We start from the raw sequence: 13,767 nt of genomic DNA, 5'->3' as shown, positions 1-13,767 counted from the left end.
CGATTTGGTGGATATTGAAGGGCTTGATTCGCTTATTGAGCAAGCTGTTACTAATAACCCATCGTTTAATCAAGTGCATGTTGCATTAAAACTAGCTTATGCGCAGCGTGATGTAACTGCTGCAAGTCAGTGGTTTAGTGTAGATGCAGGATTTGACGCGCAGCGCAGTAAAACCGAAGGCACGCAATACAGTTCATCAGTAGGTATAAGCTGGGAAGCCGATATATGGCAAAAAATTGCTGACAACGTAGCCGCGCAAGATATGACTATTGCCAGTAACCAAGCTACTTATCAAGGCGCTAAAGACACATTAGTAGCGAGTGTTATTCGTACTTATTTAAATATTATTTTGCAGCAAAATTTGCTCGATATAGAGCAGCAACGTTTAGTTGTTTTACAAAATAATGAGCAAAGTATTGTAGAGCGCTACCAATATGGGTTAGGTGATTTAGAAGCGCTTGATACCGCCCGTACTAGCACGGCATCTACCCGCGCGACCATTGCCGATTACGAAGAACAAATAGCAAAAGCAAAGCGTGCTTTAATGCTAATTGTAGGCACTGATAAACTTCAAAACCTGCCAAGTACATTAACACTGCCAAGCGTTATTGAGCCATTAAGTACATTACCAGAGCAAGATTTGGCACGCCGACCTGACTTACAAAGTGCCTATTACAACATTCAGGCAAAGCATTACTTGGTTGATGTATCGTACAAAGAGCTACTACCGAGTATTTCGCTTTCGGCATCACTGAGTGATTTAGCAAGCACGCCAAGCCAAGCATTATTAACTAGCCCTGTGTGGAGTTTATTGGGTAGTTTAAGTGCCCCTTTATTTGAAGGTGGAGCACTGCGTGCGCAAGTTGATATTGCAAAATTAAATGCCGAGCAAGCGTTTTGGCAGTACCAAGATACGCTGCTAAGTGCGGTAAACGAAGTTGAAAATGCACTCGGGCAGGAGCAATCATTAACCGAGCAACAACTGCAAATTAGCAATGCACTTGCCAGCGCTCAACGCAGCTTTAGTAACTATCAAAGTAAGTATCAACAAGGTTTGGTTGATATTTTAGATTTGCTAACAGTGCAACAAAAAGTATACGACCTGCAAGCCCAGCTTAGCCAAATAAACTACACCCTTTTAACTAACCGCATAGATTTAGGCCTTGCTTTGGGCCTTGGAGTATCGTCATGAAAATTTCGCCAACACCGGTTGTTGTAACGCTTGTTGCTATTGTTTGTATAGGGCTTGTTATTATGTATAACGGTCAAAAAATGGCCGAACAAGCAAATAGCCCACAACCTGCCGCTATTAAAGCTATTGCCCCAAATGTATCGGTAATTAATGCAGCTCCGAGCACTTATCAGGCTTATGTTAGTGGGCATGGTGAAGCTAAAGCGCATTGGTCACTTAGCTTAAAAGCGCAAGTTAAAGGCGAAGTAACCAGTATGAGCGAGCAATTTGCGACCGGTAACTTAATAACTAAAGGGCCAGTGCTTGCAAAAATTGATGACACCGAATACTTACAGGCCCTAGCTAGCGCAAAAGCAACATTGGCTGATGCAAAACTAGCACTACAAGAAGAGCAAGATTTAGGTGAACAGGCAAAACGTGAATGGGATCGCTCAGGCGTTACGCAAGCGCCAAGCTCGCCGCTTGTATTTAGAACGCTGCAATTAGAAGCCGCGCAAGCTACGCTCGATAACGCACAATATGCACTTAAAACCGCACAGCGTGATGTAAATAACACCCAGTTAAGTGCCCCATTTGACGCTGCTATTTTATCGCGAGATATCGATTTAGGTACTTATGTAGGTATTGGCGATACGCTTGCCACGCTAAACAGTACCGACAAAATAGAAATAACCGTGCCGCTTTCATTAAGCCAATGGCAAAACTTAGCAAATAATAAATCGGGCGAGGTTATTTTAACTGATGTAACCACCAATACTAAATGGAATGGTTATATTGCACGTTTTGAGCAACACCTTGATGACAGTTCGCGTCAGCGCAGCGTAATTGTTGCCTTAGATAAACCCTTTGAGCAAGCAACGCCGTTACTGCCTGGCACATTTTTAGCAGTAGAAATTGCCGGTAAGCAGTTAAGTAACGTAATAAAACTACCTGCTTCTGCCGTATCTCAAGATGGTTCAATTTGGTACGTAAATGATCAAAACAACTTAGTAAGCATACAAGCCAATAAAGTATTTGAGCGTGGTGATTACGTATATATTTCGCCAGTTGCAGAGCAAAGTGCTTTAAAAGTAGTAACGCGCCCATTAGTAAGTTACCTAAGCGATATGAAAGTAAATCCAATTGTTGAGGAGATACAATAATGAGCCCTCATCAAGCACCTCAATTACCCAGTAATAATAACCCGCTGCACGGTATTATTAACTGGTTTGCAAATAACTCTGTTGCCGCTAACTTATTGCTAGTTAGTGTGATTGTAATGGGTATTATGTCGCTTACGACTTTACGTAAAGAGGCTTTTCCGAGTTTAGAGCCAGATACTATTTCGGTATCGGTGGTTTACGACAGTGGCGATGCATTGCAAGCCGAAGAAGGAATAGCGTTAAAAATTGAAGAAGCGCTCGAAACCGTATCAGGTATTAAACGTATTACCTCTACATCCGATGCTAGCGGCAGCCATGTAAGCATTGAAAAAAGTACTGATTACTCACTCGATGAGTTACTTGTTGACGTTAAAAACCAAGTTGACGCTATTAATAACTTTCCGGCAGATGCCGAGCAACCTGTTATTGATAAAGCCCGTAGGCAAGATCATGCATTAACGCTGCAACTTTTTGGGGATGCCGATCGCCATACATTACAAAACCTGGGCGAAAAACTTAAAGCCGATTTATTAGCGCAATCAGGCATTAGCGACGTAGCGCAGTCGGGTGTGATTGACCCGATGATGTCCATAGAAATCGACGAAGGTAAACTCCAAGCCTATGACTTAACTATTAGCGATATAAGCGAGGTCATTAACAATGAGTCATCAAGTCCGCTTTCGACTAGTTTGCGCGATAGCAGTAAAATTATACGCTTAAAAGCCGCCGACCAAGCTTACTGGCAGCGCGACTTTGCCAATATTGTATTGCTAACAACCGCATCAGGCACACAAATTAAGTTAGGCGATGTAGCAACCGTTACCGACTCATTTGCCGAAGATAGCAACTCATTAAGCCGTTATAACCAACAAAATGCCGTAGGCGTTGAAATTTTAATGGGCGATAACAGCGATATAACTACCATTGTTGAACAAGCTAATAGCGTAATAGATAAATGGCACGAAAGCGGTTTATTACCCCAAAATGTAGAGCTTGAAAGCTGGCACGACAAAAGCACCATGATCACCGAACGTTTATCGCTACTTACTAAAAACGCGGTGACCGGTATTATTATGGTGTTTGTAATACTTGCCATATTTTTAAACGTACGCGTAGCGCTGTGGGTGGCTGGTGGCTTGCCGTTTGTATTTTTTGGTACGCTTTATTTTATGACCGATGGTTACACCGCACTGACCATAAACGAAATGACCACCTTTGGCTTTATTATGGCGCTGGGCATAGTGGTAGACGACGCCGTTGTTGTAGGCGAGAGTATTTACACTACACGTAAAAAACATGGCGATACATTAAATAATACAGTTTTAGGCACCATGAAGGTTGCCGTGCCAACAATATTTGGGGTGTTAACCACCGTTGCCGCGTTTGTGGCGCTTTCGAATGTGTCAGGTAACTTAGGTAAAATTTACTCTCAATTTGCTACCGTAGTGACCATTTGTTTACTGCTTTCAGTTGTTGAATCAAAACTTATTTTACCATCGCATTTAGCCCACATTAGTACTAAACGCCAAGTTAAAAAAGGCTTAGGAGGTCTGTGGTCAAAAATACAACATGGTGCTGATAGTGGCTTAAACTGGTTTAGTAAAAACATTTACTGCAAGGTTATTGAATTTTCACTGCGCTTTAGATACGCCGTAGTCGCTGCGTTTATCGCTTTTTTTATACTGGTTATTGGCATGCCGATGACAGGCACAGTAAAAGTTGGTTTTTTCCCAAGTATTGCAGGCGACACCGTAACAGCCGATTTAGTTATGCAAAACGACGCTGCTTATGGGCAAACAAACACAAATTTACTAACGCTTGAGCAAAGTGCATTACAAGCAGAGCAAAACTTAATGACCAAGTTGAGCTCTGACAAAAGCGAAATAACCAGCCTACAAGTCATTAGTAGCAGCGACACCAGCGGTGAAGTAAGCGTTGAGCTATTAAACGAAGGCGCTTTTACAGCAAACGAATTTGCTCAAGAGTGGCAGCGCGTAGCAGGTAGCCTTGAGGGCAGCAAAAAATTACAAATATTAGCCACGCGTAAAATGGTCGATAACTTTAAAGTTGAACTTAAAGCGTGGGACGACGAAACCGTAATGGCGGCGGGCGCACTATTTAAGGAGCGCTTACAAAATACCGCAGGCGTTAACGGAATAGACGACAACTTAAACCCAGGTCAGCCACAGCTTAAATTTACCCTAAATGCGCAAGGGCGTGCACTTGGCATGGATACAGCCAGTTTATCAAAGCAAGTACTGCAAGCCTTTGGTGGTGCAGTTGTACAGCGCTACCAACGTAATAAAGACGAAGTTAAAGTACGTGTACGCTACCCAGAAGATGCTCGTAAAACACCTGCCGATATAATGCAGTCGCGTATTCGCCTGCCTGATGGCACCGTTGTCCCTTTAGTTAACGTAGCCACAGTAAGCAGTGAATATCAGCAAGATGAAATAACCCGCATTGATGGACTTCGTGCAATTTATTTAAGCGCCCAAGTGGATAAAAACGTGATTGCTCCAAACGAGTTAGTTGCTAACTTAAAGCGCGACTTAATCCCTGAGTTAACACAGCAATTTCCTAACTTAAGTGTGTATTTTGCAGGAGAGGCAGAGCAACAAAGCGAAACCACCAGCTCAATGAGCACTATGTTTGTAGCGGCTTTATTAGTTATTTACGTGTTGCTGGCTATTCCGCTTAAATCGTACATTCAACCTATGTTGATTATGGTAGCAATTCCGTTTGGCATTGTGGGCGCTATTTTAGGACATTGGTGGAACGACTTAACCATTAGTATATTGTCATTAAATGGTATTTTGGCGCTCAGTGGGGTAGTTGTAAACGACAGCCTACTACTTGTTTCACGCTTTAACGAACTAACAAAAGAGGAGGGCATGAGCACGCACGATGCCATAGTTGAGTCGTGTACGAGTCGTTTGCGTGCGGTATTACTTACCTCAATTACGACGTACGCAGGCTTAGTGCCGCTACTTAGCGAAACCTCAATGCAGGCGCAGTTTTTAATTCCTGCTGCGGCATCACTTGGCTACGGTATTTTGTTTGCCACGGTTATTACCTTAATACTTATACCGGCATTATTGATGATTCAAACCGATGCTAAACGCGGTATTGATGCTGTGCTAATATCGCTAGGTGCTAAAAATAAAACGCAGGAAGTAGCCTCTTAATGATAAACGTACTACTGGTTGAAGACGACATAGATTTGGCAACCACCATTGTTGATTATCTCGAAATTGAGTCAATAGAGTGTGACCATGCAAGCAATGGCGTAATGGGTTTAAATTTAATAGAACGTAATCAATATCAAATGATTATATTAGATGTAAACATGCCCAAAATGGACGGTTTAACCATGTGTAAAACATTGCGTGAGCAAGGCATTGATATACCAGTATTAATGCTGACAGCGCGCGATAGCCTCGACAATAAGCTTGAGGGGTTTGCAGCCGGTAGTGACGACTATTTAGTAAAACCATTTGCCATGAAAGAGCTAGTAGCGCGGGTTCAAGTATTATCAAAGCGTAAAAGTGGAGAGGTAAAGCGCCTTACATTTGCTAACTTAACACTTAATTTAACCGCGCATACAGCAACAGTGGCAGCGCACAGCTTAAAGTTATCACCCATTACTTTTAAGTTATTAGAAGTGCTTGTACGAGAGCAGCAAAAACCGGTAACCCGACAGGTAATTATGCAAGCAATATGGGGCGACGATCAGCCAGACAGCAATAGCTTAAAAGTGCATATTCATCATTTGCGTAAACAGCTAGAGCAAGCGCATTGCCAAGCCGTACTTGAAACAATACCCAGTGTAGGGTTTGCGCTAAAATTAAAAAATGAGACACAAGCATGAAAATTAGACCCAGCCTGAGGTTGTATTTTTTTGCCACCATGGTGCTTTTAAGTTCATTAATGGCAATTGGCTTTTCGTTTTTAAGTGTTAATTATTTTATTGATGGCTTAGACCGAGGGTTAAATGGAGTTATGTTTGAGCTTTCGCAAACCACTGAGATTGAAGATGGGCAGCCAAAAAATATTGTTGGATTTAATGTGGCGAGCCGTTGGGAAGACATGCCAGAAATAATACAGCAAAAATTTGAAGTAGCGCCAAATGAAGCCGGTGTACTACAAAAAGTGAAAGATGACACCTCATTGTTTACTATGCCTGCAGACTTGTTTTTTGTTGTTTACTATCAAAACCCAAATGGCGAGGCGCGTTATATATCGCGCATTATGCTTGAAAAAAATCGCCCTAAAAGAATGGGAACTGTAAAACCAATACACCGCATGACATTGATAGCCATTACTGGTTTTGCAGCCATTGCCTTATTTACCTTCTTTTTGTTTATGGTAATGAAAAAAATAGCTAAGCCAGTAGAGTCACTACGTGGTTGGGCTAAGTCGTTAAATCAAAAGAATTTACAAAACACGCCGCCCGACTTTACCTATAACGAACTAAATACCTTGGCAACGTTAATACGCAGTAGCTTGCTTTCTGCTCACGACAGCCTTGAGCGAGAACAGCGCTTTTTAAGTTATGCGAGCCACGAGTTACGTACACCAATTTCGGTTATTCGCAGCAACGTTGAATTACTTAACCGCTTAAGCGAAAAAGCGCCTTTAAGCGACAAACAGCAACTTACACTACAGCGAATAGAGCGCGCCGGTTTAACCATGAGCGATTTAACCGAGACGTTATTGTGGCTTAGCAGAAATGACGACCAGCAAAGTGCACCAGAGCCCGTAAACCTAGCCGAAAAAATAACGACCTTGGGTAACGAACTCGACTATTTACTCAATTCAAAACAAGTTGATGTACTTATAAATACCGATAACCAAAATACGACTATTAATACCGAAGCCACTGCATGCCACATTGTGCTTACTAACTTAATACGTAATGCGTATCAGCATACGCAACAAGGGCAAGTGCGAATTACTCAGCAGGGCAGCCGTGTGATTATAGTAAATAGCAGCGAACAAACTGATACGCCACACACTGCTAATAACACAAACAAGCCTGCCAATATTGGCTACGGTTTAGGATTAGAGTTAAGCGAAAAAATAATAAAACGACACGGTTGGGTATACGAAGTAAACGACATGCCTGGGCGCTATGAAGTGGTGGTCGATTTTAGTTAATACGCTTTTTTTAATACTTAGAATACTTAGATTTGAAATATAAAACCACGCTAAGGCACTTTTAAAAGAAGCTTTAGCGCGTTTTTTTACATTCAAAAATATTTAATTTAACGCTGAGAATATAAAAAACTTAGTGATAGTAATTTGCTAAAATTGCAGGTAAGAAGGGGGAGAGCGTGACGCGAGTAGAAGTGTGCGCTATTTATGCACTATCAAATAATTATGGTGATATATGGATATAGATGTTGCTGAAAGTTGGTCTAATTATTATCAAGCCCAGTTAGATGGAATGAGTTTTGAGCCAAATCCGAGGCGACGTGTTGCTATGGGGTTGCTTCATCTGAGTTTAGAACACCAACAATCAATTTTAAAATTGGCACAATGCAATTTATTTGGCTCGTCACTTGCTCTCCTCCGCTGTCAATTTGAAGCCTTATTAAGAGGGGTGTGGTTTCTCCGCTGTGCTAATGACGCAGATATTGATAAGTTTGTTCGTAATAAAAACTTAGAGTTAAAAGTTAATTCACTTATTAATGATGTTGAACAAACTAAAGGTTATCAAAGCGGCGTATTAATGCGTTACAAAGCTGGTAAATGGAAAAGTATGAATGATTATACTCATGGCGGTTTTTTTCAAATCGCATCTCGTACTCAAAGTGACGAAATATCGGGGCGGAATCTTATAGAGTATTCTTCATGGATATTGACAGAAGCTAGTAAGTTATCATTCCTCGCAGTATTAGATATTTGTCAAATTATAGATCAACCTGAGCTATCATCTGTTATTTCCGCTACATATTTTGATATGGTCAAAGAATAACTATAACAAGGTATTGCAAAGTGTAATGTGCTCTCCTAATTTTTTGGATACCTCCTCATTACATTGAGGAGGCTAGCGCTGCCAATATCATATTAATAAAAGCGCAATTTAAAAGCAGCACAGTTTACTTTTACCTAAGCGAATTTACTTAACAAAGCGTTTTTTATTGAGCCTTACAATGCCAATGATCATCGTGTTTAGTGCAGGCTTGTTTTGTGGGCTTGGCTTTTACGATAATAATGTTGGGAGAGTTGTGCTCAGTTACTAAAGCAGGCGTAACTACTTTAACGACTTTTTTATGTGGTTTATGCGCACTGGGACCATGTTGATATACAGTACAGCCGCTCATAATAAGCGCGGTCGTCATTACTAAAACTATTTTTAAAGATAAGTTCATGTTTATTAGTCCTATGTAGCTTAATACAAAGCCTAGGATAAACTTTTTTTTGTATAGTGCTGTAAGCAAACGTAAGGATATTGTAAAGGTGACTTATATGGCTTTTGACGTCTATTTAACTAATTAATAAGTGCATTGGTACTGCGTTAAATACGCCAATACCAATGCTTATAATATTGAGTTTAGAGCTCAGAGCTTAGTCCGCTGAGTTCAAGCTTATAAATCGCTGCGCCAACCCATACCAGACTCTTCCATTAAACGCTCGTACACGCCTTCTATGTTAAGCGGTAACCATGCATCAAACTGTTTAAAGTCACTAAATTGGTCTAACTTTACATTTTGTTTAATTTCGTCAAGCGTATTACCGGCTAAAACGCCTGCTGTTACTTGGCTATATAAAAGCTCTAAATAAGTTAAATAGCGCGCTACATCAGCCTTGCTGCCAATATCGGCATGTCCGCCTACAAAAGTATTAAAGTCATATTTGAGTACCGCTTGGGTTGAGTTAATCATGCCTTGAATATCGTAACTCCACAGTTTTTGCCACGGCATTCTGCCAATAACAATCCAATCAACTACAAATAACGTTTTTTGCTTTTCGAATAATATACTAACCGAACCACGACCATCGTTTGGACCGTGGTAGTTAAGCTTTACTGTTGACTCACCAAGGGTAAGTAGTAGCTCGTCATCAAAAGTAAGGCTGGGCGCTACCGTTTTCATTTGTGTGTTTTTAATATCTTGCGCAGCGAGTTTATGCGCTACAAACGTGGTGTGCGGGCTTTTAAATACCTCGGCGCCGTAAATATGATCGCTATGATTATGGCTATAAATTACATATTTTACAGGCACGTTAAAGCGAGTTTTAATTTGCTCGTTTAACCATGTGGCGGCTTTTTTATTAAGTGGGTCGGTAACAATTGCGCCCTCAGGAGTGATTAAAAATACTGAGCGGTGTCTGTCGTCTATAAAGCGGTGTAAGCCGTCTCCTAAGTCTTCTATTTCATAGGCTTGTGTGGCAAAGCCTATAAACAATAGGGCTGTGGTTAATAGTTTTTGTAGCAAGCGGGGCATACACCATTCCTTTTAAAATTGATTAAATTAATAACGCTATTAAAAGAAGAAAGTACAAAGCTGTAAAAAATTTCAGTTGCTAGTTAAATTAAAACTTAAACCTAAAACCTAAGCCTAAGCCTAAACTTAAGTAAAATGATCAAATATAAGGCATAAATAAAAAGCCATTATAAAAATGGCTTTAGATAGGTTGGTTGGGTTTATCTTTGTGTTAGTTGTTGGTTTATTTCTTCAAAGATACTGGCATCATCTATGGTTGAAGGTATTTGTAGCTCTTCGCCATCAACTAGTTGACGTAAATTTTTACGCAGTATTTTACCCGAGCGGGTTTTAGGTAACCTATCTACGCTAACTATATTTTTAAGGCATGCAATAGCGCCAATTTGATTACGAACACTTAAAACAAGCGCTTGTTCTACGTCGGTACTTGAGCCCATAAAATCATTTTTAAGCACGATCATTCCCATAGGAAGCTGCCCTTTTAGAGGATCGTTCACACCAAAAACAGCGCATTCGGCAACAGCAGGGTGCGCGGCTACTATCTCTTCCATTTCGCCAGTAGAAAGCCTATGCCCTGCTACATTTATAACGTCGTCGGTTCTGCCCATAATAAATAGGTAGCCGTCTTCATCAATATAACCGCCATCGCCAGATAAATAATAACCTTCGTATTCATTTAGGTAGCTTGCTTTAAAACGCGAGGTATCTTGCCAAATTGTCGGCAGGCAACCCGGTGGAAGTGGCAGTTTAATTACCACGGCGCCTTGCTCGTTAGCTGCGCATTCATTGCCATCCATATCTAATATTCGCACGTCAAAACCTGGAGTAGGCACGGTAGAGCTGCCAGGTTTTGTTGCTAAGTACTCAAGCCCTACAGGGTTACAAGCAATAGCCCAGCCGGTTTCTGTTTGCCACCAATGATCGAGCACTGGCAGTTTGGTTTTTTCTTTAAGCCACTCGTAAGTGGGAGGATCTAACCGCTCGCCTGCTAAAAATAAACGTTTTAAGCTTGAGGTATCGTATTGATTAAAACCATCGGCATTTGGATCTTCTTTTTTGATTGCTCTAAAGGCGGTGGGGGCACTAAATAATGCATTTACTTTATATTCTTCAACCACGCGCCAAAATGCACTGGCGTCGGGGGTTTTAACCGGTTTACCTTCATATAATACGGTCGCGCAGCGATACATTAGCGGCGCGTAAACTATATAAGAGTGCCCAACTACCCAGCCAATGTCAGACGCTGCCCAAAATACGTCGCCGGGCTTCATACCATAAACGGTTTCCATGCTGTATTGCATTGCCACTGCGTGACCGCCATTTTCGCGCACTACGCCTTTGGGTGTGCCTGTAGTGCCTGAGGTATATAAAATATAAAGCGGATCGTTACCATTTACAGGCACCGGATCTGCGATTGCAGCTGTTTGCATTGCCTGAGTCCAATCTATGTCTCGTTTAGGCTTAAGAGTGGCGGTAACTTGTGGGCGCTGATAAATAATGCAGTGTTCTACTTTGTGCGCAGCTAAGTCTATTGCGTTATCAATAAGTGGTTTGTATTCAATAACGCTGTTTACTTCAACACCGCATGAGGCGCTAAGTATAAGTTTGGGCTTGGCATCATCAATGCGTACTGCTAATTCGTGTGCAGCAAACCCACCAAATACCACAGAATGAATAGCACCAAGGCGAGCGCACGCCAACATACCAATAACCGCCTGTGGGATCATTGGCATATAAATAACAACGCGGTCGCCTTTTTTAACACCTAACGATTGTATTACGCCTGCAAATTTAGCAACTTCTTGTTGTAGTTGTGAGTAGCTATAAGTTTGCTTTGTATTAGTGACTGGGGAGTCGTAAATCAGTGCAGTTTGCTCGCCAAATCCGGCAATAACGTGTTGGTCTAGCGCTAAAAAACTGGTGTTTAATTGCCCGTCACTAAACCAATGGTAAAGCCCGTCGTCGTCTTGTGTGTATGCTTTTGTGGGAGCTTTGTACCACGGAATGTTTTTACTTTGTTCGAGCCAAAATTGGGCTGGGTTTTGTTTAAAGGCATTATATTGCTGTTGATATTCGCCTGACATGTAAGGCTCCTAAAACTAAATTTGTGTGTGAGAGACCTTACAAAATGTAGGCTTTTTTTAGCAAGCAAGCTATTCGACCTTGGTCGGTTAAAAGTTAATCAATGCACTGGTTTTAAAAATACAAAATTGACAATACAAAGTGTGTGGTTCAGCATGGCGGGCAGTAAAAATAAGAGAAAATACGATATGAGTAACGTAGTAAGAGTTGGTGTGGCGGTTATCATAAAGCATCAAAACACAATTTTACTAGGTGAGCGCATTGGCGCGCATGGTGCTAATACATGGGCAACACCTGGTGGACATTTAGAGTTTGGTGAAAGTGTTGAACAATGTGCAATACGAGAAGTGTTTGAAGAAACAGGTTTAAAGGTAAGTAAAATTACTAAGCTTGATTTTACCAATGATATTTTTACAGCAGAGAACAAGCACTATATTACGTTGTATGTAAAAGCTGATTTTGAAGGCGGAGAGCCTGAGCTTAAAGAGCCTAATAAATGTTTAAAGTGGCGCTGGTGCGATATTAATAATCTACCAACGCCACTGTTTACATCACTAAAAAATTACTTATCTGAGGCTGTACTAGCCTAGTTATTTTGTTGGCGGTGTCGCTGGGCTTAACTCTAGTTTACTAAAGCTTACTTGAGCGTAATCGCCATTTTGTTTATCTGTAGACCAATCGCCAGTACCTAAACAACCTGGGTACCAAATACCTTTCGCGCTTTTAGTACTACATTGGTTATAAGCGCCGGCTTTAAAGTAATGCCAATCTGCAGCGTAGCCATGTGGATGGTCTTTTTCGTCCACTTTGCCATAAGCATCTACGTTATTACCTAAGTTAATAGAGTAATTAACGTCTTCTTTGCCTTGTGCGCTAAATGTAAGGTGCATAACATTTTTATACACATTTACCGTGTAGCTAAATTCTTCACCTAGTGCAATACCTGCGCCGCCTGGCTCGTTAGGGTTTTCCCATGTATTACCCCAAACAGGGTAAGTAATGTCTGTACGGTCAGGATTCGTTTTAGCTAAGTTACGTTCGTAGTTCCAAAAAACTGAGCCTGTTTTATGTCCTGGCCATTTTTTGTAATATATTTTAAGTGGCTCATTGCCCCAGCCATAACCAAGCTTGGTATCAATAAGTGCCTGATCTTTACCTGCGTGAATTTGCCCTACAACAACAGAGTAAGCTGCTTTTTTATCAGGATCAGTTGCACGTAGCGCAACGTGATCTACTTTTAACGTTGCTTCCATTTTTCCACCAACAGAACCAAATCGGTCAGATAGCGGGTGAACAGCTAAAGCAAAGTTGTTTTTAGAGTGTTTAGTTTTAATCTTAGTATTTGATCCACGGATCATTTGTCTAAGTTCACTACGGGTATTAGTAGAGTTAGCACTTGTAAGCGCTTTATTAGGCGAGGTGAATACCATGTAGCCTTTATCATCAAGATAGAAAAAATCAGGGTGTGCGTAAGTCTGAATTTCTTCTACATCTATTTCATCAATTTTACCGTCGTTGTTTAAATCAACTGGTACATTTATTTTCCAGTGTGATAAATCAAACTTTGTTGCAGGTACCGGCGCATCGCTTTGCTGATTAGTGCTTTGGGTACTTGAACAAGCGGTAAAAAGTAAAGGGGTGATAACGGCTAAAGCCGTAAGTTTAAATGTGGATGTATTTTTTATCATTATTGTCTCTGTGTGATGAAGTAAAAATTGTGCGGTACAGGCATCGCTTAATCTCAATCTAGCATACCAATTTAACAATTAAAACTTACCAATTAGTAAAAATAAATATTTTTTAAATGATCTTTTGTTATACCAATTTGGTTTAGGTGTTTTTTAACGGCTTTTATGGAAGTGTTTGCGGTATGTATTTTTTATGTGTTTGGCTATTCATT

The 13,767-nt window shown here is 40.9% G+C and carries 11 protein-coding genes; 7 read left to right on the top strand and 4 right to left on the bottom strand.

The genetic code is table 11. The annotated features are described in order from the left end of the window. Positions 1–7: 7 nt before the first annotated feature. The 6 genes from P20429_RS00275 (at position 8) to P20429_RS00300 (ending at position 8,314) form a co-directional block, all read left to right on the top strand. Positions 8–1,192, top strand: a complete 1,185-nt coding sequence (locus P20429_RS00275; RefSeq protein WP_007587248.1) for a TolC family protein — start codon at positions 8–10, stop codon at positions 1,190–1,192. Continuing rightward, positions 1,189–2,334 carry an efflux RND transporter periplasmic adaptor subunit gene (locus P20429_RS00280; RefSeq protein ID WP_007587246.1) on the top strand — a complete coding sequence of 382 codons (1,146 nt, stop codon included), beginning with the start codon at positions 1,189–1,191 and terminating at the stop codon, positions 2,332–2,334. The genes P20429_RS00275 and P20429_RS00280 overlap by 4 nt, the downstream gene beginning before the upstream one ends. Then, positions 2,334–5,522: an efflux RND transporter permease subunit gene (locus P20429_RS00285; RefSeq protein ID WP_007587245.1), complete on the top strand. Its 3,189-nt coding sequence runs from the start codon at positions 2,334–2,336 to the stop codon at positions 5,520–5,522. Before P20429_RS00280 ends, P20429_RS00285 begins: the two co-directional genes overlap by 1 nt. Next, positions 5,522–6,205 carry a response regulator transcription factor gene (locus tag P20429_RS00290; RefSeq protein ID WP_007587244.1) on the top strand — a complete coding sequence of 228 codons (684 nt, stop codon included), beginning with the start codon at positions 5,522–5,524 and terminating at the stop codon, positions 6,203–6,205. Before P20429_RS00285 ends, P20429_RS00290 begins: the two co-directional genes overlap by 1 nt. Then, positions 6,202–7,494: a HAMP domain-containing sensor histidine kinase gene (locus tag P20429_RS00295; RefSeq protein WP_007587242.1), complete on the top strand. Its 1,293-nt coding sequence runs from the start codon at positions 6,202–6,204 to the stop codon at positions 7,492–7,494. The genes P20429_RS00290 and P20429_RS00295 overlap by 4 nt, the downstream gene beginning before the upstream one ends. Positions 7,495–7,726: 232 nt before the next feature. Then, a complete protein-coding gene (locus P20429_RS00300) occupies positions 7,727–8,314 on the top strand; it encodes a hypothetical protein (protein ID WP_007587240.1) in 588 nt (195 codons plus the stop codon). A gap of 163 nt (positions 8,315–8,477) precedes the next feature. On the opposite strand, the gene P20429_RS00305 is transcribed toward P20429_RS00300, so the two are convergent. The 3 genes from P20429_RS00305 to P20429_RS00315 form a co-directional block, all read right to left on the bottom strand. Next, positions 8,478–8,711, bottom strand: a complete 234-nt coding sequence (locus tag P20429_RS00305; protein ID WP_007587239.1) for a hypothetical protein — start codon at positions 8,709–8,711, stop codon at positions 8,478–8,480. Between the two features lie 216 nt (positions 8,712–8,927). Beyond that, entirely contained in the window at positions 8,928–9,785 is an 858-nt protein-coding gene (locus P20429_RS00310; RefSeq protein ID WP_007587238.1) for an MBL fold metallo-hydrolase, read from the bottom strand. A gap of 200 nt (positions 9,786–9,985) precedes the next feature. Next, positions 9,986–11,869 carry a propionyl-CoA synthetase gene (locus P20429_RS00315; protein ID WP_007587237.1) on the bottom strand — a complete coding sequence of 628 codons (1,884 nt, stop codon included), beginning with the start codon at positions 11,867–11,869 and terminating at the stop codon, positions 9,986–9,988. A 186-nt stretch (positions 11,870–12,055) separates the two neighbouring features. Between P20429_RS00315 and P20429_RS00320 the strand changes: the two genes are divergently transcribed. Further along, positions 12,056–12,457, top strand: a complete 402-nt coding sequence (locus P20429_RS00320; RefSeq protein ID WP_024589726.1) for an NUDIX hydrolase — start codon at positions 12,056–12,058, stop codon at positions 12,455–12,457. Here P20429_RS00320 and P20429_RS00325 read toward each other — a convergent pair whose 3' ends face one another. Continuing rightward, positions 12,458–13,555, bottom strand: a complete 1,098-nt coding sequence (locus P20429_RS00325) for a polysaccharide lyase family 7 protein (protein ID WP_007587236.1) — start codon at positions 13,553–13,555, stop codon at positions 12,458–12,460. It lies immediately after the preceding gene. Between the last annotated feature and the right edge of the window lie 212 nt (positions 13,556–13,767).

Origin of the sequence: Pseudoalteromonas sp. BSi20429 (assembly GCF_000238895.1) — a bacterium.
In the GTDB taxonomy this organism is placed as follows: Bacteria; Pseudomonadota; Gammaproteobacteria; order Enterobacterales; family Alteromonadaceae; genus Pseudoalteromonas; species Pseudoalteromonas arctica.
This window is presented reverse-complemented; position numbering and strand designations above follow the sequence as displayed.

What these genes read in the sequence shown, in the direction of transcription:
- P20429_RS00280 (WP_007587246.1), top strand. Translation starts at nt 1,189, where the DNA reads ATGAAAATTTCGCCAACACCGGTTGTTGTAACGCTTGTTGCTATTGTT.
- P20429_RS00285 (WP_007587245.1), top strand. Translation starts at nt 2,334, where the DNA reads ATGAGCCCTCATCAAGCACCTCAATTACCCAGTAATAATAACCCGCTG.
- P20429_RS00290 (WP_007587244.1), top strand. Translation starts at nt 5,522, where the DNA reads ATGATAAACGTACTACTGGTTGAAGACGACATAGATTTGGCAACCACC.
- P20429_RS00295 (WP_007587242.1), top strand. Translation starts at nt 6,202, where the DNA reads ATGAAAATTAGACCCAGCCTGAGGTTGTATTTTTTTGCCACCATGGTG.
- P20429_RS00300 (WP_007587240.1), top strand. Translation starts at nt 7,727, where the DNA reads ATGGATATAGATGTTGCTGAAAGTTGGTCTAATTATTATCAAGCCCAG.
- P20429_RS00305 (WP_007587239.1), bottom strand. Translation starts at nt 8,711, where the DNA reads ATGAACTTATCTTTAAAAATAGTTTTAGTAATGACGACCGCGCTTATT.
- P20429_RS00310 (WP_007587238.1), bottom strand. Translation starts at nt 9,785, where the DNA reads ATGCCCCGCTTGCTACAAAAACTATTAACCACAGCCCTATTGTTTATA.
- P20429_RS00315 (WP_007587237.1), bottom strand. Translation starts at nt 11,869, where the DNA reads ATGTCAGGCGAATATCAACAGCAATATAATGCCTTTAAACAAAACCCA.
- P20429_RS00320 (WP_024589726.1), top strand. Translation starts at nt 12,056, where the DNA reads ATGAGTAACGTAGTAAGAGTTGGTGTGGCGGTTATCATAAAGCATCAA.
- P20429_RS00325 (WP_007587236.1), bottom strand. Translation starts at nt 13,555, where the DNA reads ATGATAAAAAATACATCCACATTTAAACTTACGGCTTTAGCCGTTATC.